Genomic DNA, 21602 nt, shown 5'->3' with positions numbered 1-21602 from the left:
CGACATGGTCCTGTCCAGACACCCGCGCGCGGCGGTCGCGCTGACCGCGGCGCTCGCCCTCACGTTGACGGCGTGCGGCGGCGGGGGATCGGGCGGCGGCAGCACGCCCGGCGTGACCGACACCGAGGTGCTGATCGGCAGCACCCTGCCGCTGACCGGCAACGCGGCGCCCGGCTACAGCGAGCAGGGTCCGGCGGCCAAGGCGATGTTCGACTACATCAACGCCAACGGTGGCATCAACGGGCGCAAGATCACCCTGAAGTACGTCGACGACGGCTACAACCCGGCCAACACCGTCACCCTCACCAAGCAGCTGGTGCTGGAGGACAAGGTGTTCGCCGTGGTCGGCGCGCTCGGCACCCCGACGCACACGAAGGTCGTCGACTTCCTCAACAGCTCGCGCGTGCCGGACCTGTTCGTCGCCTCCGGCTGCACCTGCTGGGACCAGCCCGGCAAGAACCCCTACACCTACGGCTGGCAGCCCGACTACACCGTCGAGGGCAAGATCCTCGGCGACTACGTGGCGAAGAACTTCGCCGGCAAGAAGGTCGCCTACTTCTACCAGGACGACGACTTCGGCGCCGACGGCATGAAGGGCCTGGACAAGTTCATCGACCAGAGCCTGGTCGTGAGCAGGCAGCCGTACCAGCCGGGCAACACCGACGTCGCGGCGCAGGTGTCGGCGATCGCGCGCAGCGGCGCGGAGGTCGTGGTCCTGGAGGCGATCCCGGCCTACACCGCGCTGTTCAAGCTGACCGCGCTCAAGCTGGGTTACACCCCGCAGCTGGTCGCCTCCAGCGTGGGCGCGGACCCGGTGACGGTGTCCGGGCTGCTGGAGAACTTCGCCAAGCAGAGCGGGGCGTCGGTCAAGGGCACCGACCTGATCGAGGGCCTGGTCAGCAGCGCCTACCTTCCGGCGGGCAGCGACACGGACAACTCGTGGATCCAGCTGTTCAAGAAGGTCCACGACACCTACATCCCGAACGTGCCGTTCGACGGCAACGTCGTCTACGCGATGTCCTACGCCTACACCTTCGCGCAGGTGCTGCAGGCGGCCGGGAAGAACCTGACGCGGCAGGGCCTGCTGGACGCGCTGAACAAGGGCGGGTTCACCGGGCCGGGCCTGGTGCCCTTCCGGTACGGGCCGGACTCCCACGCCGGCTACACCGGTGGCCAGATCTCGACCATCCGCGGCGGGCAGCAGGTGTTCTCCGGCACGCCGCTGACCACCGACGACGGCGACGGCCCGGTCACGCCGTACACGACACCGCAGCCGGCCGCGCCGGCCAACGGCGTCCCGGCAGCGTGAGGTGAACGCCGCGTCCCGGCGGGGCTCACGTCACGCCGGGACCGGCGCACGCGCCGCGGTCCGGCACAATCGGAGCATGACCGAGGCCACCACCGGGAGCACGCGAGCCCAGATCACGCGGGCCGCGCTGCTCGACGCCGCACGCGAGGTGTTCGTCGCCTCCGGTTACGAGGACGCGAAGCTGGTCGACATCGCCGACCGGGCGGGGGCCAGCATCGGCAGCCTGTACCACCACTTCACCGCCAAGTCGGACCTGTGGATCACGCTGTACGACGAGTACACGAAGCGGCAGCAGCACCGGTCGGCCCGTGCGTTCCGCACCGCGCTGGCGGCGGGGGAGGAGGACGCGCTGCGGCTGTTCATCGCGGGCACGCGCGCCTACCTGGAGGGGTGCTGGGAGGAGCGGCAGCTGGCTCGGATCTTCCTGTCCGGCAGCGGGCCGGCCGGGTTCGGGCTGCTCACGCGCCGGCGGTTCCGGGAATGGCTGCACGCCAACTCGACGCTGGTCAACGGCCACACCCGGCCGCTGTCGGACATGCTGGTGCTGTGCCTGACGGCGATGGCCACCGAGGCGGGGCGCGAGGTCGCGGCCGCGCCGTCGAAGGCCAGGGCACGCAAGATGATCGACGAGGTGCTCGAGCTGATGGGGCGCCTCTACCCCTCCGCCTGATCGCGACCGCGGTCCCGCGTCTGGTGTTCGACGACCGTCGGACTCCGTCCCCAGTTGTTCCATGACTATCGAACACCGTCGTGGCGTTCTCCTTCGCCGCGGTGATGCTGGGCGCGGGCGCGATCACGGACACCCTCGGCGCCAAACGCGCCTTCGTCACGGGCCTGGTCGTGTTCACCGCGTCCTCGGCGATGTGCGCGGTGGCCGGGACGATGCTCGTCCTCGACCTGGCGCGGCTCGCGCAGGGGGGCCGGCTCGGCACTGCTGCTGCCCAGCGCGCTCGCCCTGGCCACGGCGACCGCGGTGGACGACCACGGCCGCCACCGGCTGGTGGGCTGGTGGGCCGCGGCCGGGGGCGTCGGCGTGGCGGCCGGGCCGCTGCTCGGAGGCGCGCTGGTCGCGCTCGCGTCCGGCCCCGTCGCCGCCGTCGCGATCGCGGCCGCCCTCGGGCTCACTGCGCCGGCCCTCCGGCGTTGACCCTCTCACCGGTGTGAGGGTGCATGATCGGGGTCATGGCTTCCTTCGATCCGCACGAACTGCTCGCCCAGAGCAAGCTCGCCGTCCTGGCCACCATCAAGGCGAACGGCCTGCCGCAGCTCTCGCCCGTCACGCCCTACTACGACCGGGACGCCGGGGTCGTCCTGGTGTCGATGACCGAGGGGCGCGCCAAGACGCGCAACCTGCGCCGCGACCCGCGCGCCGCGCTGGAGGTCACCAGCGCGGACGGCTGGGCGTGGGCGACCGCCGAGGGCACGGTGACCCTCACCGGTCCGGGTGAAAACCCGGACGGCCCCGAAGTGGAGGCGCTGGTCGACTACTACCGCCGCGCCGCGGGCGAGCACCCGGACTGGGACGAGTACCGGCAGGTGATGGTCGCCGACCGCCGGGTGCTCATGACGCTGAAGGTCGAGCGCGTCTACGGCGAGCGGATCCGCTGACCGTCAGAGGTCGAGGCGGATCAGGCCCGTCTCGGTCATCGGCTCGCCGTGGGCGGCGGCGCTGGTCAGGAGGTCCTTGACCCCGGCCGGGAAGTCGAGCTGCCCACCGTGGGACTGGGCGTGCGCGACCCGGGCGTTGACGCGGTGCCGCTCGCCGGCGGGCCAGTCCGGCCAGCGCTCGCGCGCGGCGTGCTCGATCGCCGCGAAGTCGGCCGACGAGGCGACCGCCTCCCGCAGCCACTCGAAGTACTCCCGTACGGGCGCGACGGGGTTCTCCGCCGCCGCGGTCACCGGGCCGTGGCCGGGTACGTAGGTCGTCGCGCCGAAGGTCTCCAGCCAGTCCAGCGCCTCGAGCCACCCGGCGACCGAGCCGGAGATCGCCAGCGGCGTGACGCCGAGGAACAGAAGGTCGCCGGTGAACAGCGTGCCCGACTCCTCGTGCCACACCACCAGGTCGCCGTGCGTGTGCGCGGGCCCCGGCACCGGCACGACCACCGCCGACGTCCCGCCCAGGTCTACGGTGCGCGGCTCGGTCACCGGCGTGACGTCCGGCGGCGGGTCGATGGCGCCCCAGTCACAGCTGAACAGCATGTCGTAGGTGTGCGGCCCGGACAGCACCTCGCCCGCCGCGGGCGGGGTGGCCAGGATCGTCGCGCCCCGCGCCGCCAGTGCGCCCGCGCCGTGGGCGTGGTCGCCGTGCGCGTGGGTCAGCGCCACGGTGCGGGGTGTGCCCGGCTCCAGGTAGGCGTCGATCGCGGTGTTCAGGCGCCGGTTGAGCGGCTCGGTCGCGAAGGTGTCGACCTGCAGCGCCGCGTCGGCGCCCACGACGAGACCGGCGTTGCTGACGAACCAGCCCCCGGGCGGCTGGTGGAAGGCGACGACACCGGGCGCCAGCGCCACCGGGTTCAGGTCAGGTCTGGACATGGGCCCAGCATCCCGCATCCCGCAGGACAGGAGAAGAGCCCAACGGGCCGGGAATCCGGTCCCGAAGGGCTCACTCCGCTGTGGACACTGTGGACCCCGTCACTGCGGGGGCGGCTGCTCCTGGCCCTGGCCGCGCACGTAGTCCTTGGCCTTCTCGGACGCCTGGTCGATCTGGTCGGCGTGCTCGCCGAACCGGCCCTTGGCGGCCTCCGCGGCCTTGTCGATGCCCTGGTCGGCCTTGTCCGGGTTCTTGCTCAGCGCGTCCTTGGCCTTGTCGAACATGTTCATGGCACTTACCTCCTCACCGCCCCGCGTACCCGGCGAGACCGGGCGGAAACGGCGCCTCCCCCGGACGCGGGTCACTCACGTGAGGGTGGCGCGATCGCGCGTGGTCGACCGGGGTTATCCACAGTGGATGGTAACGGCGAAGGCCTGCTGGGCCTCGGCGTCCCGGGCGGCACCAGCTGGACGGACGGCCCGGCGCGGCCCCCCCGTCGCCCGCGCCGGGGAGGCGGTTTCCCCTCCTCGGGCCGCGGCTGCGCGCAATGGCGATGAGATCCGCGTGACGATCGACGGGTTCGAGCCGTGCCGTCCGCCGTTCGGGATCTAGAGTCACCTGGTGCGCATGGGGGAGTGGGTGGCTCGCTGGGTGCCGCCGGGGGCGGTGGCCGCCGTCTGGATCTACGAGGGCCTGGTCGCCAAGCTGCTCGGCGCCCGCCCCGACGAACGGGCCGTCGTCCAGTCGGTCCCCGTGCTCGGCCGGTACGCGGCGGTGCTGCTCGTGCTCATCGGACTCGCCGAGATCGCTCTGGGCATGTGGGTGCTGACCGGGTGGACGCCACGCACCGCCGCGGCCGTCCAGACCGCGCTGCTGGCCGGGTTCAACACGGGCGGGATCGCGTTCGGCGGCGGGAACATCACCGAACCCCTCGACCTGGTGCTGCAGAACATCGTCCTGCTCGTCCTGGCATGGCTCGTGGCGACCCGGAGGCGCCGGTGAACCCGTGGGAGGGGTGGCGCAGCCTGCTGTTCGGCTGGGGCTACGAGGACCCGGACGTCGAGGTGCGCGCGTTTCCCCGCGGCCGGGTGCTCGCCATCGCCGCCGCCGGGGAGACCGTGTCCGCCCTCGCCCGGGCCGGGTTCGAGGTCACCGGCGTCGACATCAACCCCGTCCAGCTCGCCTACTGCCGGGCGCGGCTCGCCGGCGCACCCGCCGCCGCGGGCAGCGCGGAACGCCTGCTCGCCGCCGGGCGCGCCGTGCTCCGGGGGCTCGACCCGCGGTGGCGGCGCATCGAGCCGGTCATCCGCCACGGCGATCCCGCCGAGCTGCTGGCATCCCGGCGCCTGCGGGGGCTCCTGGCCGCCGGGCTCGCCCCGCTGGGCCTGCTGCTGCCGGGCTTCCGCCACGCCATCCCGCCGCGCCTCGACCGCGTGCTGCTCACCCGCCTGCGGCGCGGGCTCGGCCGGCACGCCCCCGCGGACAACCCGTGGGCGTGGCGCCTGCTCGCGGGCCGGGACGAACTCGCCGGCGACCTGCGCGCCCCGGCCACGCTGGTCCACGCCGACGTCGCCGACCACCTCGAACAGGTGCCGCGCGGCTGGTACGGCGGCATCTCCCTGTCGAACATCCTCGACGGCCCCGACCCGCGGTACGCGTCCCGCCTCGAGAAGGCCGTGCGCCACGCCCTGCGACCCGGGGGAGTGGTCGTGTCGCGCTCGTTCCGCCAACCGCGCCCCGGCGAGGATCCCGGCCCCGCGGACCGCTCGATGCTGTGGGGCGTCATCGAAGCACGGAGACCGGTATGACGGCGTTGACGAGGCATCCCCTGCCGATGCGGACCAGGTTCGACCATTCGCTGGTCCTGACCTACGCGGTCGAGCCGGCGCGGCTCGCGCCGTTGCTGGGCGACCGGCTGACCCCGGACACCTACACGGCCCCGGACGGCACCGAGCACGCCTTCGTCGCCGTCGCCCTCGTCGCGCTGCGGCACCTCCGGCCGTCGGGCGTGCCCGCGCCGCTCGGGTTCCGCTCGGTGATGACCGGCTACCGGATCCTCGCCCGGATGCGCACCCCGGGCGGTAAAACCATGCGCGGTCTGAAGATCCTGCGCAGCGACACCGACCGCACGCTGCTCGCCCTCGGCGGCAACGTCCTCACCGGCTACCACTACCACCGCAGCGGGGCGCGGGTCTCCCGCGACGGGGACGCGCTGCGGTTCACGGTGACATCCCGTGACGGGCAGGGCGATCTCGACGTCGCGGCCGACCTCGGCGATCGGGAACCGGTGTGGGACGAGGTGTTCGCCACCGCGGCCGACGCCCGGCGCTTCGCCGGGCCGCTGCCGTACACGTTCTCGCCGGAGAAGCGGGGCATCGTGGTGGTCAAGGCGTTCCGGAGCGCGTGGCGGCCCGAGCCGGTCGCGATCCGGTCGCACGGCGTGGCTTTCCTGCGCCGCTTCGGCGAACCGGTGCTGGCCAACGCGTTTCACGTGTCCGATGTGGACTACGGGTGGCACCGGGGTGAGCTGCGGTGATGCGCGGGGTGGCCCAGGTCCTGGCGTTCAACTGGCCCAAGGTGCTCGCCGGCGCGGTGGTGGCCCTGGCGCCCGTGCCGAAACCGGTGCGAGCCGGGGCAGCGTGGTTCACGATCGCGAGCCTGGCCGCCTCGTGGTGGGTCTACGACGTCTCCGGCCTCTACCGCTGGACGTGGCTGCGGCCCGTGCTGCCCGATCCGGTCCGCCGGCACGTGCTGGTGACCGCGGGTTTCGACGAAGTGTCCCCGGCACTGCCCGCCGTGCTGCCCGGTTCCACCGGCGTGGTGCTGGACGTGCTCGACCCGCGCGGCCCCAGCGAGGCGTCCATCCGCCGGGCACGGCGGAGGTACCCGGCGCGTGCGGTCCCGGTGCGGCCGCAGGCACTCCCGGTGGCGACCGGTTCGGCCGACGTCGTGCTGGCGGTGCTGGCCGCGCACGAGCTGCGCACCGCCAGCGGGCGGGAGGCGCTGTTCCGCGAGGCGCGGCGGGTGCTGCGCCGCGGCGGACGGCTCGTGCTGGTCGAGCACCACCGCGACCTGCCGAACGTGCTCGCGTTCGGCCCGAGCGCCTGGCACTTCTACCCGCACGCGGAGTGGGACCGGGTGGCGGCGCGGGCCGGTCTCGTCGCGGTCGCCCGGGTGCGGCGGACCCCGCTGGTCACCGCGACCGCGTTCGAGGCGCCGTGATGCTCGAACTGCAGATGCGCCTGGCCGGCACGGTCGCGATCGCGCTCGGGGTGGCTCATCTCCTGCTGCCGCGGCTGCTCGGGTGGCCCGCCGACCTCGTCGCGGCCAGTCCCCTGTCCCGGCTCGTCGTCGGACTGCACACCGGGTTCATCGGGCTGACCTGCGTCGTCCTCGGCGTCCTGCTGTGGCCGGTCGACGAGCTGCTCGCGCCCGGCGCGCTCGCCGGGATCGTGCTGACCGCGCAGACGGTGTTCTGGGGTGCGCGCTGGCTGTGCGAACTGCTGCTCGTCGGCCGCGTGGTGCGTGGTGCTCCGGTCGCGTGGCGGGCCGCGCACGTGGCCGGTGTGGCGGGCTGGGCCTGGCTCACCGCGGTTCCGCTGACCGCCCTCCTGACGCGGTGACCGGACCTCGTGCGAACAACCGGTCCAGGGCAGACCGGCTCTCCTCGTCCGCGGCGCGGTAGATCACCAGCAGCTGGTCCGGGTCCTGGAGTGGCTTGAGCGTCTCGAACTCCACCGCGACCTCGCCCGCCTCGGGGTGCCGCACCACCTTGCGCCCGCGGCCGTTGACCTTGACGTCCCGTTCGGCCCACAGCCGCGCGAACTGCTCGTCACCGGCGATGCACTCGGCGATCAGGTCGGTCAACGCCTGGTCCTCCGGGTGCGCGGCCCACGCCGCGCGCAAGTGGGCGATCCCCTCGCGCACGACGCGTTCGCGGTCGACGTAGAACTCGCGCATCCCGGGGTGCATCAGGCACAACCACATCACGTTGCGCTGCGACGGTGGCAGGCTTTGGAAGTCGACGAGCAACCGCGTCATTTCGCCGTTCCAGGCCAGGATGTCATAGCGGTGGTTCATCAGCATGGCCGGTCGCGGCGACAGGTCGGCGACCAGCCGGGCCAGCGACGGCGCGGCAGTGGTGGCCGGCTTGCCGGTCCCGCGCGGCCGCTGCTGGACCAGGTCGAACAGGTAGGCGCGTTCGTCGGGGGCCAGGCGCAGCGCCCGGGCCAGCGCCTCCACCACGTCCACCGAGGGCCGCAGCCCGCGAGCCTGTTCCAGCCGCACGATGTAGTCGACGCTGATCCCGGCCAGTTCGGCGACCTCTTCGCGCCGCAGTCCTGGGGTCCGCCGCGCCTGCCGACGGGACGGCAGGCCCAACTCGCCGGGGTCCAGGCGTTCGCGCCGGTTCCGCAGGAACGCGGCCAGCTCCACGGTGCTGCTGATCACCTCCGGTCCAACATCCCGGGTGGGACTGCTCTTCCCAGGATCTTCCTTCCCTTACCCCCGGCTCGGGGTGATCACAGACTCGTCCCCGGCAACGATCACGAGCACGGGAGGACACCATGACGCTCACCCTCGACACCTACCGGCTGCTGGGCCGCTCCGGGCTGCGGGTCTCACCGCTGGCGCTGGGCGCGGCGACCTTCGGCACCGAGTGGGGCTGGGGCGCCGAGCGGGACGACGCGCGCAAGCTGTTCGACACCTACGTCGAGCGCGGCGGCAACTTCATCGACACCGCCAACACCTACACCGACGGCAGCTCCGAGCGCCTGCTGGGCGAATTCGCCCGGGGCAGGCGCGAAAGCCTGGTGCTGGCGACGAAGTACACGACGCTGCGCCGGCCCGGCGACCCCAACTCCGGTGGCGCGCACCGCAAGAGCCTGCTCGCGTCGGTGGAAGCCAGCCTGCGGCACCTCGGCACGGACTACCTCGACCTGCTCTACCTGCACGTGTGGGACTCCACGACACCGGTCGAGGAGATCCTGCGTGGCATGGACGACCTGGTCCGGCAGGGGAAGGTCCTGTACCTGGGGATGTCCAACGTGCCCGCGTGGCAAGTGTCGCGCATGCAGGCGATCGCCGACCTTCGCGGCTGGGCGCCGCTGGTCGCGCTGCAGATCGAGTACAACCTGGCCGAGCGCACCGGGGAGCGCGACCTGATCCCGATGGCACGGGAGATGGGTCTCGGGGTGGTTCCGTACTCGCCGCTGGCCGGCGGCGTGCTCACCGGCAAGTACAGCCGCGACGACCTGGCCGCCACGCACTTCGCGGCCGACGGCACCCGCAAGAGCTTCAACTCCGGCCTGGGCACGGTCACCGCACGCAACCTGGACATCGCCGAAGTCCTGCGCGAGGTCGCCGCGGACCTCGGCCGCACACCCGCCCAGGTCGGACTGGCCTGGACCCTGCAGAACCCGGCCGTGACGGCACCGATCGTCGGCGCCCGCACGCCCGCGCAGCTGGCGGACAACCTGGGCGCGCTGGAGGTCGGGTTCACCGCCGCCCAGCTGGCGCGGCTCGACGAAGTCAGCGCGATCGACCTCGGCTACCCGCACGCCATGCTCGCCGGTGACCACATCCGCACCGTCACCCAGGGCGACCTCACGATCGACACCCGCCGCTGAGCGTGGGCGTTTCCCGGCCGGTCGCCGTGGGCACCCCGTCCGGCATGGCCAAGGTTCTCGTGCTCGACGTGGACGGCACGCTGGTGGACACGAACTACCACCACGCGCTCGCCTGGTTCCGCGCGTTCCGCACCTACGGCGTGACCGTGCCGGTGTGGCGGATCCACCGCGCCATCGGGATGGGCGGCGACCAGCTCGTGCCCGAGGTCGCCGGCCAGGAGGTCGAGGACTCCTGCGGCGACGACGTCCGGGCCAAGTGGAAGGAACTGGTCGACGGGATGCTGCCCGAGGTGTGCGCCCTCGACGGCGCGCACGAGCTGCTGCGGGCCGCCAACGACGCCGGGTACCGGGTGGTGCTGGCCAGCTCCGGCAAACCCGACCACGTCGACCACTACCTCGACCTCATCGACGGCCGCGAACTGGCGGGGGACTGGACCAGCTCCAAGGACGTCGAGGCCACCAAACCGGAACCGGACCTGCTGGAGGTCGCGCTGGAGAAGGTGCGGGGCGAGCAGGCCGTGGTCATCGGCGACTCGGTGTGGGACTGCGTCGCCGCGAACCGGATCGGCCTGCCCTCGGCCGGGCTGCTGACCGGCGGGTTCGGCGCCGCCGAGCTGACGGACAACGGCGCCGCCCGCACCTTCTCCGACCTGCACGAACTCCGCGCGAACCTGGACGACCTGCCCTTCGGTGAGCCGTCCGGTCGCTGACCTCAGCGCAGGGTGGCGAGGTAGCCGGCCATGCGGTCGAGGCCGGCGTTCCACCCGTCCTTCATCCCGGTGGCCGTCGCGGCGTCGCGGGCCTCCTTCGACGGGTAGACGACCGTGGTGGTGGCGGTGGTGCGGCCGTCGTCCTCGGTGAACTCGACCGTCACCACCGCCTCCGGCCAGTCACCGCCCCAGTTCTCCGTGTTGACCAGGCGCTCCGGCGGGGACACCTCGCGGAACTCGCCGGTCATCGACAACTCGGCACCGTCGTCGCCGCGCCACACGTAGTGCCATCTCCCGCCGGGGCGCAGGTCTATCTCACACACCGGCATCGTCCAGCCGTCCGGGCCGAGCTGCCACTGGCGCACGTGCTCGGGCTTCGTCCACACGTCCCAGACCAGGGTGCGCGGCGCGTCGAACACCCGCACGGCGACGATCTCGGTGTCCGACGGGGTGCTGAACCGCGTGGTCTCATTGCTCGTGCTCATCGGGATTCTCCTTGTCCTGCAGGGTTTTCAGGTAGCGGTCGAGCCGCTGGTAACTGGCGTCCCAGAAGCGCCGGTAGCCCTCGGCCCACTCGGCGACCTCGCGCAACGGGGTCGCTTCGAGCGAGCAGGGACGCCACTGCGCCTCCCGGCCCCGCGTGATCAGGCCGGCCTTCTCCAGCACACGCAGGTGCTTGGACACGGCGGGCCCGCTCATCGCGAAGGGCTCCGACAGTTCCTTCACGGTCGCCGGCCCGTCGGCGAGCCGCGCGAGGATCGCGCGGCGGGTCGGGTCGGCCAGCGCCGCGAAGGTGACGCTCAGGGGATCCGTTGCCATGCGTATCGAACCAATCGGTTATCTAACTACTTGGTTACCTAAGCTCGTCACCGCGGCGATTGTCAAGGGCGGGTTCCTGGATAACGGAGTGCGTCTAAGCCGATCCGGGGTTTAAGTCTTGACTTATATAAGTACGCACTGAGACACTCGGGCCGTGCACGCGTTCGATGTGCTGGGCGACCCGGTTCGCCGGCGGATCCTGGAGCTCCTGGCGGACGGCGAACGGCCCTCGGGGGCCATCGCCGCGGACATCCGGGCGGAGTTCGGCATCTCGCAGCCAGGGGTCTCGCAACACCTGCGGGTGCTGCGGGAAAGCGGTTTCACGACCGTGCGCACGGAAGGGACGCGGCGGCTCTACGCGGTGAACTCCGAGCCGCTGCGCGAAGCCGGGGAGTGGCTGGAGCGGTTCCGCCACATCTGGGACCAGCCGCTCGACGCCCTCGCCACGGAGCTGGCCCGCGGCAAGCGGGAACGACGACTCAGGCAGGAGACAGACCATGCTCGACATCGCGAACCACCTGAAGGCGATCCACCGTGAGGTCCGCCGCGGAACGACGTCCGGCGGCGAGACGGTCACCGTCGTGCTGCGGCGCCGCTACGACGCCACCGTCGAGGACGTCTGGGACGCGGTCACCGACCCGGCCAGGGTGCGCCGGTGGTTCCTGCCGCTGACCGGCGACCTGCGCGAGGGCGGCTCGTTCCAGCTCGAGGGCAACGCGGGCGGCGAAATCCTCACGTGCGACGCGCCCCGGCTGCTGAAGGTGACGTTCGGCGGGCCGTCCAGCATCGTCGAGGTGCGCCTGACCGGGGACGGCGAGAGCACCGACTTCCAGCTGGAGCACACGGTGCCGATCGAGATCGCGCAGAGCGGCGCGGGGGCGCTGTTCGTGGGCCCCGGCTGGGACGGCGCGCTGCTGGCCCTGGCGCTGTACTTCGCCGGCGAGATCGCCGAGGACCCGGTGGCGGCCGCCAATTCCCGCGAAAGCCAGGAGTTCTGCGCCGGCTCGGTGCAGGCGTGGAGCACCGTGGTCGAGGATTCCGGCACGGCCACCGCGGAGGAGATCAGCGCGGCGGCGCAGGTCTCGATGGCGCAGTTCGCCCCCGACCTGGCCGGCGGTCCGACCGAGTAGGGCGTCCCGGGTCTCCGGTGGGACATGTTCCGGGCGGAGGCAGGAGGCCCGGCACCGCGCGGCGACGGGCCCCCAGCCGGCTCCTTGATCGTCACGGTGACCCGGTTGACCAGGGTCGGCGGTGGCGTCCCGGGTCTGGCGGACGAGGAGGAGGTGCTCGCCGAGGCCCGGGCGCGGCCGATGCCGTCGCCGGCGCCGTAGCGAGGAGGTCGCACCGGCTCGGGGCGGCTGGTGACGGCGGCGAAGCGGGAGCGGCCGGGAACTACCGGCGCAGGTGGGCCGGGACCTCGTCGACCGGGACGCGGGTCTGGTCGCCCGAAGTCATGTCCCGCACGGTCACCTCGCCGGCCTCCTGCTCGGCCGGGCCGTAGATCAGCACCGTGCGCGCCCGCTGGTCGTTGGCCCACTTCAGCTGGCGCGCGAGCTTGCCCGAGGTGCCCAGGTAGACGCCCGTGCGCAGGCCCTCGGCGCGCAACCGGTTCGCCAGCCGCAGCACCTCGTCCTCGGCGCCGAGCACGGTGAGCGCCACATCCAGGCCGCCCGCTTCGGCGTCGGCCGCGGCCTGGCCCGCGAGGATGCGCTCCAGGCCGATCGACCCGCCGCACGCGGGCAGGTCGGGGCCGCCCAGCTTCGCGACCAGCCCGTCGTAGCGGCCGCCGGACGAGATCGAGCCCGGGTAGCCCGCGGCGGTGACCTCGAAGATCGGGCCCGTGTAGTAGTCCAGCCCGCGCACCATCCGCGGCGTGAACACGACCCGCCCGGACGGCAGGCCGGCCGTGAGCTCCAGCAGCTTGTCGACCTCGGCGAGGCCCGCGCGGCCGCGCTCGGTGGTGTCCAGCTGCTTGCGGATGCGGTCGGTGTCGGTGGCGACGACGTCACCCACCAGGCTCTCCGCCGTCTCGGTCGGCAGCCCGCGGTCGGCGAGTTCGGCGATCACCGCGTCCGGGGTGGCCTTGTCCAGCTTGTCGAGGCTGCCGAGCACCTTCGTGCCCGCCTCCTCGGGGACGCCGTACGCCTCGAGCAGGCCGTGCAGCGCCTGACGGCTGTTGACCAGGAACCGGAAGTCCTCGACGCCCAGGGCGGTCAGGGCGTCGTTGAGCGCCCAGACGGTCTCGGCGTCGGCGAGGGGGGAGGACGAGCCGACCGTGTCGATGTCGCACTGCACGAACTCGCGGAAGCGGCCCTGCGCCGGGCGGTCCGCGCGCCACACCGGGCCGATCGCGTAGCGCTTGTAGGGCGAGGGGAGCCGGCTGCCGTAGGTGCCGATGACCCGGGCGAGCGGGACGGTGTGGTCGTAGCGCAGCGCGAGGTCGGCCTCGCCGCTGGCCTCGTGCACCCCGCGCTTGAGGATCTTGAAGATCAGGGCCGAGGCGTCGTCGCCGAGCTTGCCGGCGAACACCTCGAGGCGTTCGAAGGCCGGGGTCTCCAGGGGGTCGAAGCCGTAGCGCTCGAAGACCGCGCTGACGGTGTCGAAGGCGGCCTTCCGGCGGCGCACGTCGTCGGCCAGGAAGTCGCGGGTACCTGAAGGTGGCTCGGCGGCCTTCGCCATGAATCGGTCCTTTGCTGCTCGGGTGCGCCTGCCATTGTCCCGCGCCGCCGCCGGCGCCCGTGCGGGACCCCTGGACAGACGGAAGCCCCGGCCCGCCGAGGGGGAGGTGGGCCGGGGCTTCCTGCTCCATCCGACGGCACCCCTGCACGACCACCGGATTGCGACTCCGGGAGGTGACTACCCCCCGTAGGAGAAGTCAAACCAGCGGTGGCGGAAAAATCCGCGGACCGTGCTAGTGCCTCGTCCAGGAAGGTCGGGGACGTAACGGGCCGGTTTGATCGGTTCCGGTCAGGTGCTGAAAGCTGTCTGCCGGAGGTGGTGGACGTGCCGCGACAGCCCGAGGTCTTCGTTCGGGCGCTCACTCCGGATGAGGCCGAGCGTTTGGTCAAGATCACCAGGACGGCGCGGGACCGGGTCCGGCTGCGGCGGGCGGGGATCGTGCTTGCGTCGGTGCAGGGCCGCAGCGCGGCCGAGGCGGCGGCGATGTTCGCGGCCAAGCCGCAGTACGCGCGGGAGGTGATCCACGCGTTCAACACCCAGGGGTTCGCGGCGCTAGACCCAAAATGGAGCGGGGGCCGACCTCCTAAGTTCGGCCCCCACGCCCGCGAACTGATCTGCCGGGTCGCCCGGACCCCACCACAGCACGCCGGGCTGCCGTTCACCACGTGGAGCCTGTCGAAGCTGGCCGAGCATCTCCACGACCGGCATCGGATCATAGCCAGCGCCGAGACGGTCCGGCAGATCCTGCGGGCGGCCGGGGTGCGCTGGCAGGCCACCAAGACCTGGAAGGCCAGTCCAGACCCGCAGTTCAGCGAGAAGATGCACCGCATCCTCGACCTCTACGACCGCTCTGCCACCGGACAGATCCCCGATGGCGGCCGGGTGATCTGCGTGGACGAGTTCGGGCCGCTGAACCTGCAACCCCGCCCCGGCCGCGGCTGGTTCCCCACCGGGAGCCCGGCCCGGCTACGGGCGACCTACAACCGCTACGGCGGGGTCCGGCACATGCTCGCCGGACTCGACTTGGCCTCAGGTCAGCTGTTCTACCGACTGCGCGACCGCAAGCGCTGGCAGGAGTTCCTCGCCTTCCTGCGCCAGCTCCGACGCCGGTTCCCGACCGGGTGGCTCTACATCGTCTGCGACAACTTCTCCCCGCACCGCAAGGCCGAGATCGCCACCTGGTGCACCAACCACGATGTCGAGCTGGTGTTCACCCCGACCCACGCCTCCTGGCTGAACTGGATCGAGTCGGAGTTCACCGCGCTGCGCTACTTCACCCTCGACGGCAGCGACTACCCCTCCCACACCGCGCAGGAGACCGCTATCGCCGGCTACATCCGCTGGGCCAATCGCCACGCCCGACCGAAACGACGCTTCGCCCCCGAATCCAAGATCCGCAGGCCTGATTACCTACCGAACGTTGCCTGACGAGGCACTAGACAGGGTCGGTGGACACCGAGGGCCTCCGGCAGCTCGACGCCCTCCGCGCGGCGCTGAGGCGCAACGAGCTGCTGACGGAGGTCCTGACCCGCGCGGCGGTGCTCGACCTGCCGGGCTGGTACCTGGCGGCGGGCTGTGTGGTGCAGACGGTGTGGAACGTGGTGACCGGCCGCCCGCCGGCGTACGGCATCCGGGACTACGACCTCGTCTACTTCGACGACCGCGACCTGAGCTGGGCCGCCGAGAACGCGGCGATCACGGCGGGCGCCGGGGTGTTCGGCGACCTGCCCGCGGTGGTGGAGATCCGCAACGAAGCACGGGTCCACCTGTGGTACGAGTCGCGGTTCGGCGTGCCGTGCCGCCCGTACCCTTCCACGGAGGCCGCGATCGACTCCTTCGAGGCGACGACCTGCTGCGTCGGCGTCCGCCAGTCGGCCGGCGGACGGTGGCGGGTGTACGCGCCGCACGGGCTGGCCGACGTGTTCAACCTGGTCGTCCGGCCCAACCCGGTGCTCGCGCCGCGGCACGTGTACGAGGCCAAGGCGCGGCGGTGGCAGGAGCGGTGGCCCGAGCTGGTGGTGCTGCCCTGGTCGGAATAGCGGCCGCGGGTGGTGCCGGGGCGAGCGCGTGCGGTGGATGGCGCGCCGGGGCTCTGCCTGGTTGCCGGCCGGCAGTGGGCATGGGAGCGGCGTACGGATGCCGGACCTGTTGCGGAGCGGGACTCCGGTCACCGGACCAGGCGGAAGAAGTTGCGGAGTTCCGCGACCCACAACTCGGGCTGTTCGAGTGCCGCGAAGTGGCCTCCGCGCGCCGGCTCGTTCCAGTAGCGGATGTCGGTGTAGCGGCGGGCCGCCCAGCGGCGGGACGGGCGGGGGACCTCGCGGGGGAACACCGAGCAGCCCGCCGGCACCCGGACGGTGTCCGTTGTGGACTTGCTGAACCACTCGGACACCTGCCTGAAGCTCTCCCAGTACAACCGCGCCGACGACGCGCCGCTGCGGGTGAACCAGTACAGGCTGACGTTGTCCAGGATCGTGTCGCGCGTCAGCAACTCCTCGGGGTCACCCTCGAAGTCGATCCACGACCGGTATTTCTCCACGATCCACGCGCACAACGCCACCGGCGAGTCCACCAGCCCGTACCCGACGGTCTGCGGCTTCGTCGACTGCTCCGCGGCGTACCCCGACTCCTGGGACTCCGACACGGCCAGCGACTCCAGCGCGGACCGCTCGCGATCGGTCAGATCGGAGAACGTCGCCGGGTCGGGAGCGGCGATCGGGGGCTGCACGTGGATGCCGGCCAGCACCCCGGGATGCTGCTGCCCCAGCGCGGTCGTGACGCTGTTGCCCCAGTCGCTCCCGTGCGCGCCGTACCGCGCGTAACCCAGACGAGCCATCAGCTCGGCCCACGCGTCCGCGATCCGCTGCACACCCCACCCCGGCGCGGAAGGCTTGTCGCTGAAGCCGTAGCCGGGCAGCGTCGGGCACACGACGTGGAAGGCGTCGGACGCGGACCCGCCGTGCGCCACCGGATCGGTCAACGGCCCGATCACGTCCAGGTACTCCACGACCGACCCCGGCCAGCCGTTCGTCAGCACCAGCGGCAGCGCCCCCGGATGCGGCGAGCGCACGTGCAGGAAGTGGATCCCGAGACCGTCGACCACCGTGCGGTACTGCGGCAGCGCGTTCACCCGCTTCTCGAACGCACGCCAGTCGTAGCCGTCCGCCCAGTACGCGCACAGCGACCTCAGGTACGCCAGCGGCACGCCCTGCGACCAGTCGTCCACCGTTTCGGCATCCGGCCAGCGCGTGCGCGCCAGACGGTCCCGCAGGTCGGCCAGCTCACCCTCGGCGACGGCGATCCGGAAGTCCTCCATGCGCCGACCATAACGACACCCACCGACAATTCACGGCAACGCCGGCAGCACCTTGTCCAGCGTGACCGGCAGCTCCCGCACCCGCACCCCCGTCGCGTGGAAGACCGCGTTCACGACGGCCGCCGCGGTACCGACGATCCCGATCTCGCCGATCCCCTTGGCGCCCAGGGCGTTCACGTGAGCGTCCTCCTCGTCGAGCCAGTGCGCCTGGATGTCGTCGACGTCGGCGTTCACCGACACGTGGTACTCGGCGAGGTCGTGGTTGACCACCTGACCGAACCGCGGATCCCACACGCTCTCCTCGTGCAGCGCCATCGACAGACCCATCGTCATGCCGCCGAGGAACTGCGACCGCGCGGTGCGGGGGTTGATGATCCGGCCGGCGGCGAACACCCCGAGCAGCCGCGGCACCCGGATCTCCCCGGTGTCGGCGTGCACCCGCGCCTCGGCGAACTGCGCCCCGAACGCGTACATCGCGTACTTCTTCCGCGCCGGGTTGTCCGTGGTGGTCGCGTCGGCCTCGTCGCCGTCGGCGGGGTCGCGGCCGAACTTGTCGCGGAACGTCCGCGCCGCCTCCACGATCGCCGAACCCCAGGTGGCGGTGCCCGCCGAACCGCCGGCCACCGCGGCCACCGGGTAGTCGGTGTCGCCGATCCGGATGTCGATCTCCTCGACCGGCACGTCCAGCGCGTCCGCGGCGATCTGCGGCAGCACCGTCCACGCCCCGGTCCCCAGGTCCGCCGCGCCGATCTCCACCGCGTACCGGCCCTGGGAGAACCGCACCCGTGCCGTCGTCCCGGCCCGGGTGCTCGACGGGTACACCGACGCGGCCACACCGGTCCCGACCAGCCAGCCGTCCTCCAGCCGCACGCCGGGCCGCGGGTCCCGCGAGTCCCAGCCGAACCGCCGGGCCCCCTCCCGCAGGCACTCGACCAGGTGACGGCTGGAGAACGGGTTGCCCGACTCCGGGTCCACCTCCGGCTCGTTGCGCACCCGCAGCTCGACCGGGTCGAGGCCCAGCTCGTAGGCGAGCTCGTCCATCGCCACCTCGGGCCCGAACATGCCGGGACACTCGCCCGGCGCGCGCATCCACGACGGCACCGGCACGTCCAGCGCGGCCAGCCGGTGCGTGGTGCGGCGGTTGGGTGCCGCGTACATCATCCGCGACGGCAGTGCGGTCTGCTCCGCGAACTCCTTGATGCGCGAGGTCTGCTCGACGACGTCCAGCCCGAGCGCGGTCAGCTCGCCGTCGCGGGTCGCGCCCAGCCGCATCTTCTGGATCGTCGGCGTCCGGTACCCGGCCAGGGAGAACATCTGCTGCCGCGTCAGCGCGAGCTTCACCGGCCGCCCCGGGTGGGCCCGGGCGGCCATCGCCGCCAGCACGACGTTGGCGTGCGGCAGTCCCTTCGACCCGAACCCGCCGCCGACGAACGGGCACACGACCCGCACCCGCTCCGCGGGCAGGCCGAACACCTTCGCGACCGCCTTCCGCGACGGGTGCACGCCCTGTGTGGAGTCCCACAGGGTCAGGAAGTCGTCGTCCCACAACGCCGTCGTCGCGTGCGGCTCCAGCGGGTTGTTGTGGTACATCGCCGTGCGGTAGGTCTGCTCGACCGTCACGTCCGCGGACGCCATGGCCGCGTCGACGTCACCGGTGCCGGTGTCGGCCGGGAACGCGGGGTTGACCTTCTCCGGCTTGTACAGGTCGTCGCGCTCGGCGGACAGCTCGGTGTCGTGCTCGTGCTCGAGGTAGTCCACGACCACCAGTTCCGCGCCGTGCCGGGCGATCTCCGAGGTCTCGGCCACCACCAGCCCGATCACCTGGCCGCGGAAGGCCACCTCGCGGTCCTGCAGCAGCGCCAGCTCGGCGTCCTCTGTGGACGCGAGCCGTTCGGCGGTGCGGTAGGTGATCACGTCCAGCACCCCGTCCAGCACCTCGGCCTCGGCCGTGTGGATCGCGGAGATCCGGCCGCGCGCGACGGTGGCCTGCACGGGGTGGCAGAACAACGGCGCGTCGGCCGGGGTTTCGTAGGCGTAGGTGGCCGAGCCGGTGACCTTGCGCGCACCGTCCCGCCGCACCAGCGGCTCGCCGATCGCGGTCATGTCAGCTCCCGGAGCACGGAGACGAGGGTTCGGGTCAGCAGCGGGACCTTGAACTCGGTGCCCGGCACGGGTTCCGCCTGCGCCAGCTCGGCCTCGGCGGCCTCCCGGAACACCGCGTCCGACACGCGCGCGCCGCGCAGCGCGTCTTCGGCCTGCCACGCCCGCCACGGCTTGTGCGCGACACCGCCGAACGCGACGCGAGCGTCGCGGATCGTCCCGTCCGCGACGTCCAGCACGGCCGCCACGGACACCAGCGCGAACGCGTAGGACGCGCGGTCGCGCACCTTGCGGTACCGCTGCCGGCCGCCGGGCGGGGCGGGCAGGTCGATGGCGGTGATCAGCTCGCCGTGCCCGAGGACCGTGTCCTTCTCCGGTGAGTCGCCGGGCAGGCGGTGGAGCTCGGTGAACGGGATCGTGCGCTCGCCGTCGGGCCCCAGTACCCGGACCGAAGCGCCGAGCGCGGCCAGCGCGACCGCCATGTCCGACGGGTGGGTCGCGACGCAGTGCTCGGAGGCGCCGAGGATCGCGTGGTAGCGGGTGTATCCGCCGATCGCGGAGCAGCCGGAGCCGGGTGTGCGCTTGTTGCACGGGGTCGTGACGTCCTGGAAGTAGACGCACCGCGTGCGCTGCAACGGGTTCCCGCCGGTGGTCGCCATGTTGCGCAGCTGGCCGGACGCGCCGGCGAGCAGCGACTCGGCCAGCACCGGGTAGCGGGACCGCACGCGCGGGTCGGCGGCCAGGTCGCTGTTGCGCACCCCCGCGCCGATCGAGAGCCCGCCGTCGCTCTCGGTGATCTCGGTGGAGGTCAGCCCGGTGACGTCGACGACCCGGCCCGGCCGCGCGATGCCGAGCTTGAGGTGGTCGACCAGGTTCGTCCCGCCGGCCAGGAACACCGCGGACGGGTCGTCCGCCACCGCGCGGACGGCGGTGACGGCGTCGGTGGGGGAGTCGTAGGCGAACGGCTTCACCGCGCCGCCTCCTCGATCGCGTCCACGATCCCGTCGTAGGCGGCGCACCGGCACAGGTTGCCGCTCATCCGCTCGGAGATCTCGGCGCGGGTGAGGGTGGGCCGGGCGCTGACGTCCGGGCTGGCATGGCTCGGCCAGCCCTGTTCGACCTCGTCGAGCATCCCGACGGCGGAGCAGATCTGGCCCGGGGTGCAGTAGCCGCACTGGAAGCCGTCGTGCTCGAGGAACGCGCGCTGCACCGGGTGCAGCTCGCCGTCGGGCGCCAGCCCCGCTGCCGTGGTGACCTCGGCGCCGTTCTGCGCGACGGCCAGCGACAGGCACGACAGCACCCGGCGACCGCCGACCAGGACCGTGCAGGCGCCGCACTGGCCGTGGTCGCAGCCCTTCTTGGGGCTCGTGATGCCCAGCCGTTCGCGCAGGGCGTCGAGGAGGGTGGTGCGGCTGTCGAGCGTCAGCCGGTGCGTGGCGCCGTCGACACGCAAGGTGATCTCCGCGTCCATAGCCGGGGGCGTACCCGGCGGGCCGGGCGTGAAACGGCCCGCGTCGTGGGAAAATGCCCGGATGCGGCAGATCGGGAACGACGCCAACCTCGCCGGGAAGATCCTTGCCGAGCTCAAAACGGCCATCGTCAACGGCGAGCTCGTCGCCGGCAGCCTTTACTCGGTGCACGACCTCGCCGAGCGCCTGGGCGTGTCCCGCACGCCGGTGCGTGAGGCGCTGATCCAGCTCGCCGAGCGCGGCATGGTGCGGTTCGAGCGCAACCGCGGCGTGCGGATCCTGCAGACCTCCCTGCACGACCTCGAGGAGGTCTTCGCGATCCGGCTGCTGCTGGAGGTTCCCGCCACCTACCGCGCGGTGACCCAGCGGACCGCGGCGTGGGTGAAGGAGCTCAACGCCCAGCTCAAGGCGATGCGCGTGGCCGCCGAGAAGCACGACGAGGCCACCTTCATGGCCGCCGACCGGCGCTTCCACGAGGTCATCAACTCCGCGTCCGGGAACGTCCGGCTCGCCCGCTACATCGACTCGCTGCGCGACATGGTCCTGCTGCGCGGCGCCTCGACCGTCGACACCTCGCGCAGCCTGACCGACATCCTCGCCGAGCACGAGGAGATCTACGCCCTCATCGAGGCGGGCAAGGCGGGCGAAGCGGCCGAATCGATGCGCGCGCACCTGCTGCACACCGGCCGCCTCCTCATCAGCCAGGAGGCCGCTGCCAGCGGGGACGCGCTCCCGCCGGTGTCGCTGGAGTGGACCGCGTACCCCGGCGTTGACTGAGTAGCATGCTACATGCCACCCTGAACCGCGCGGGATCGCGAGGCACAGGGAGGCGCAGATGACAGCACCGACGGCGTGCCCCACCCATCCGGTGCTCACCGGGATTCCCGGTGCCGCCGGCCTCGCGCCGGGCGTCAGCGTCATCGAGACACCGGGCCACACCGGGGGGACGATGTCCCTGCGGGTGGAGCTGCCCGAGGCCGGCCCCGGCCAGGCCGCCACCCTCCCGTTCGCTCACCACGGGCACTTCGGCTGAAAGGGATTCC

At 72.4% G+C, this 21602-nt stretch carries 27 protein-coding genes; 17 read left to right on the top strand and 10 right to left on the bottom strand.

Translation table 11 applies throughout. The features are described 5' to 3' along the window. The first annotated feature begins 4 nt into the window (after positions 1-4). From FB470_RS01205 to FB470_RS01190, 4 genes are all read left to right on the top strand, one after another. Positions 5-1309 carry an ABC transporter substrate-binding protein gene (locus FB470_RS01205; protein WP_306988016.1) on the top strand — a complete coding sequence of 435 codons (1305 nt, stop codon included), beginning with the start codon at positions 5-7 and terminating at the stop codon, positions 1307-1309. Positions 1310-1385: 76 nt separating this feature from the next. Continuing rightward, positions 1386-1979, top strand: coding sequence for a TetR/AcrR family transcriptional regulator (locus FB470_RS01200; protein ID WP_306988014.1), 594 nt, complete (start codon positions 1386-1388; stop codon positions 1977-1979). A gap of 303 nt (positions 1980-2282) precedes the next feature. Further along, positions 2283-2456 (top strand): hypothetical protein, encoded by a 174-nt coding sequence (locus FB470_RS01195; protein ID WP_306988012.1) that lies wholly within the window; start codon positions 2283-2285, stop codon positions 2454-2456. A gap of 35 nt (positions 2457-2491) precedes the next feature. Next, the gene (locus FB470_RS01190; RefSeq protein ID WP_306988010.1) at positions 2492-2917 is read left to right on the top strand and encodes a PPOX class F420-dependent oxidoreductase; all 426 of its coding nucleotides are present in this window, start codon (positions 2492-2494) and stop codon (positions 2915-2917) included. Between the two features lie 3 nt (positions 2918-2920). On the opposite strand, the gene FB470_RS01185 is transcribed toward FB470_RS01190, so the two are convergent. Both FB470_RS01185 and FB470_RS01180 read right to left on the bottom strand, forming a co-directional pair. Continuing rightward, the gene (locus FB470_RS01185) at positions 2921-3841 is read right to left on the bottom strand and encodes an MBL fold metallo-hydrolase (RefSeq protein ID WP_306988008.1); all 921 of its coding nucleotides are present in this window, start codon (positions 3839-3841) and stop codon (positions 2921-2923) included. Positions 3842-3940: 99 nt separating this feature from the next. Next, the gene (locus FB470_RS01180) at positions 3941-4129 is read right to left on the bottom strand and encodes an antitoxin (RefSeq protein ID WP_306988006.1); all 189 of its coding nucleotides are present in this window, start codon (positions 4127-4129) and stop codon (positions 3941-3943) included. A gap of 337 nt (positions 4130-4466) precedes the next feature. On the opposite strand from FB470_RS01180, the gene FB470_RS01175 reads away from it, so the two are divergent. The 5 genes from FB470_RS01175 to FB470_RS01155 are packed head-to-tail and all read left to right on the top strand — an operon-like array spanning position 4467 to position 7462. Further along, complete coding sequence (locus FB470_RS01175; protein ID WP_306999010.1) at positions 4467-4841, top strand: DoxX-like family protein; 375 nt, start codon at positions 4467-4469, stop codon at positions 4839-4841. Continuing rightward, the gene (locus FB470_RS01170) at positions 4811-5647 is read left to right on the top strand and encodes a hypothetical protein (RefSeq protein WP_306988005.1); all 837 of its coding nucleotides are present in this window, start codon (positions 4811-4813) and stop codon (positions 5645-5647) included. The genes FB470_RS01175 and FB470_RS01170 overlap by 31 nt, the downstream gene beginning before the upstream one ends. Then, positions 5644-6375, top strand: coding sequence for a DUF2071 domain-containing protein (locus FB470_RS01165; protein WP_306988003.1), 732 nt, complete (start codon positions 5644-5646; stop codon positions 6373-6375). Before FB470_RS01170 ends, FB470_RS01165 begins: the two co-directional genes overlap by 4 nt. Next, positions 6375-7061 (top strand): methyltransferase domain-containing protein, encoded by a 687-nt coding sequence (locus FB470_RS01160; protein WP_306988001.1) that lies wholly within the window; start codon positions 6375-6377, stop codon positions 7059-7061. Before FB470_RS01165 ends, FB470_RS01160 begins: the two co-directional genes overlap by 1 nt. After that, positions 7061-7462, top strand: coding sequence for a hypothetical protein (locus FB470_RS01155; protein WP_306988000.1), 402 nt, complete (start codon positions 7061-7063; stop codon positions 7460-7462). The genes FB470_RS01160 and FB470_RS01155 overlap by 1 nt, the downstream gene beginning before the upstream one ends. Here FB470_RS01155 and FB470_RS01150 read toward each other — a convergent pair. After that, positions 7425-8288 carry a helix-turn-helix transcriptional regulator gene (locus tag FB470_RS01150; RefSeq protein ID WP_306987998.1) on the bottom strand — a complete coding sequence of 288 codons (864 nt, stop codon included), beginning with the start codon at positions 8286-8288 and terminating at the stop codon, positions 7425-7427. The two genes, FB470_RS01155 and FB470_RS01150, sit on opposite strands and share 38 nt — an antisense overlap. A gap of 116 nt (positions 8289-8404) precedes the next feature. Between FB470_RS01150 and FB470_RS01145 the strand changes: the two genes are divergently transcribed. Next, positions 8405-9466: an aldo/keto reductase gene (locus tag FB470_RS01145; protein WP_306987996.1), complete on the top strand. Its 1062-nt coding sequence runs from the start codon at positions 8405-8407 to the stop codon at positions 9464-9466. A gap of 44 nt (positions 9467-9510) precedes the next feature. Continuing rightward, positions 9511-10176, top strand: coding sequence for an HAD family hydrolase (locus tag FB470_RS01140; RefSeq protein WP_306987994.1), 666 nt, complete (start codon positions 9511-9513; stop codon positions 10174-10176). Positions 10177-10178: 2 nt separating this feature from the next. Here the strand turns inward: FB470_RS01140 and FB470_RS01135 are convergent, their stop codons facing one another. Both FB470_RS01135 and FB470_RS01130 read right to left on the bottom strand, forming a co-directional pair. Beyond that, positions 10179-10661 carry an SRPBCC family protein gene (locus FB470_RS01135; RefSeq protein ID WP_306987992.1) on the bottom strand — a complete coding sequence of 161 codons (483 nt, stop codon included), beginning with the start codon at positions 10659-10661 and terminating at the stop codon, positions 10179-10181. After that, entirely contained in the window at positions 10645-10995 is a 351-nt protein-coding gene (locus FB470_RS01130) for an ArsR/SmtB family transcription factor (protein ID WP_306987991.1), read from the bottom strand. The genes FB470_RS01135 and FB470_RS01130 overlap by 17 nt, the downstream gene beginning before the upstream one ends. A 154-nt stretch (positions 10996-11149) precedes the next feature. Here FB470_RS01130 and FB470_RS01125 point away from each other — a divergent pair, with 154 nt between their 5' ends. Beyond that, complete coding sequence (locus FB470_RS01125; RefSeq protein WP_306987990.1) at positions 11150-11533, top strand: ArsR/SmtB family transcription factor; 384 nt, start codon at positions 11150-11152, stop codon at positions 11531-11533. Beyond that, the gene (locus tag FB470_RS01120) at positions 11493-12125 is read left to right on the top strand and encodes an SRPBCC family protein (protein WP_306987988.1); all 633 of its coding nucleotides are present in this window, start codon (positions 11493-11495) and stop codon (positions 12123-12125) included. The genes FB470_RS01125 and FB470_RS01120 overlap by 41 nt, the downstream gene beginning before the upstream one ends. 262 nt (positions 12126-12387) lie before the next feature. Here the strand turns inward: FB470_RS01120 and hisS are convergent, their stop codons facing one another. After that, positions 12388-13674, bottom strand: a complete 1287-nt coding sequence (hisS, locus tag FB470_RS01115; protein ID WP_306987987.1) for a histidine--tRNA ligase — start codon at positions 13672-13674, stop codon at positions 12388-12390. A 315-nt stretch (positions 13675-13989) separates the two neighbouring features. Here hisS and FB470_RS01110 point away from each other — a divergent pair, with 315 nt between their 5' ends. Both FB470_RS01110 and FB470_RS01105 read left to right on the top strand, forming a co-directional pair. Next, the gene (locus tag FB470_RS01110) at positions 13990-15102 is read left to right on the top strand and encodes an IS630 family transposase (RefSeq protein ID WP_306987986.1); all 1113 of its coding nucleotides are present in this window, start codon (positions 13990-13992) and stop codon (positions 15100-15102) included. A 20-nt stretch (positions 15103-15122) separates the two neighbouring features. Then, positions 15123-15713: a nucleotidyltransferase family protein gene (locus FB470_RS01105; RefSeq protein ID WP_306987985.1), complete on the top strand. Its 591-nt coding sequence runs from the start codon at positions 15123-15125 to the stop codon at positions 15711-15713. Positions 15714-15841: 128 nt separating this feature from the next. Here the strand turns inward: FB470_RS01105 and FB470_RS01100 are convergent, their stop codons facing one another. Genes FB470_RS01100 through FB470_RS01085 form a run of 4 tightly spaced genes read right to left on the bottom strand, consistent with a single transcriptional unit; the run spans position 15842 to position 20561 of the window. Further along, entirely contained in the window at positions 15842-16990 is a 1149-nt protein-coding gene (locus FB470_RS01100; protein WP_306987983.1) for an epoxide hydrolase family protein, read from the bottom strand. Positions 16991-17020: 30 nt separating this feature from the next. Further along, positions 17021-19093, bottom strand: coding sequence for a xanthine dehydrogenase family protein molybdopterin-binding subunit (locus FB470_RS01095; protein ID WP_306987981.1), 2073 nt, complete (start codon positions 19091-19093; stop codon positions 17021-17023). Continuing rightward, complete coding sequence (locus FB470_RS01090; protein ID WP_306987979.1) at positions 19090-20061, bottom strand: FAD binding domain-containing protein; 972 nt, start codon at positions 20059-20061, stop codon at positions 19090-19092. The genes FB470_RS01095 and FB470_RS01090 overlap by 4 nt, the downstream gene beginning before the upstream one ends. Further along, positions 20058-20561: a 2Fe-2S iron-sulfur cluster-binding protein gene (locus FB470_RS01085; RefSeq protein ID WP_306987978.1), complete on the bottom strand. Its 504-nt coding sequence runs from the start codon at positions 20559-20561 to the stop codon at positions 20058-20060. The genes FB470_RS01090 and FB470_RS01085 overlap by 4 nt, the downstream gene beginning before the upstream one ends. 61 nt (positions 20562-20622) lie before the next feature. Between FB470_RS01085 and FB470_RS01080 the strand changes: the two genes are divergently transcribed. Both FB470_RS01080 and FB470_RS01075 read left to right on the top strand, forming a co-directional pair. Then, positions 20623-21336 carry a GntR family transcriptional regulator gene (locus FB470_RS01080; protein WP_306987976.1) on the top strand — a complete coding sequence of 238 codons (714 nt, stop codon included), beginning with the start codon at positions 20623-20625 and terminating at the stop codon, positions 21334-21336. Between the two features lie 58 nt (positions 21337-21394). After that, the gene (locus FB470_RS01075; protein ID WP_306987974.1) at positions 21395-21592 is read left to right on the top strand and encodes a hypothetical protein; all 198 of its coding nucleotides are present in this window, start codon (positions 21395-21397) and stop codon (positions 21590-21592) included. Positions 21593-21602 lie beyond the last annotated feature (10 nt).

This window comes from Amycolatopsis thermophila (genome assembly GCF_030814215.1).
GTDB classification, from domain to species: domain Bacteria; phylum Actinomycetota; class Actinomycetes; order Mycobacteriales; family Pseudonocardiaceae; genus Amycolatopsis_E; species Amycolatopsis_E thermophila.
Note: the sequence above shows the minus strand (reverse complement) of the source record. Positions and strands in the feature narration are given on the sequence as shown.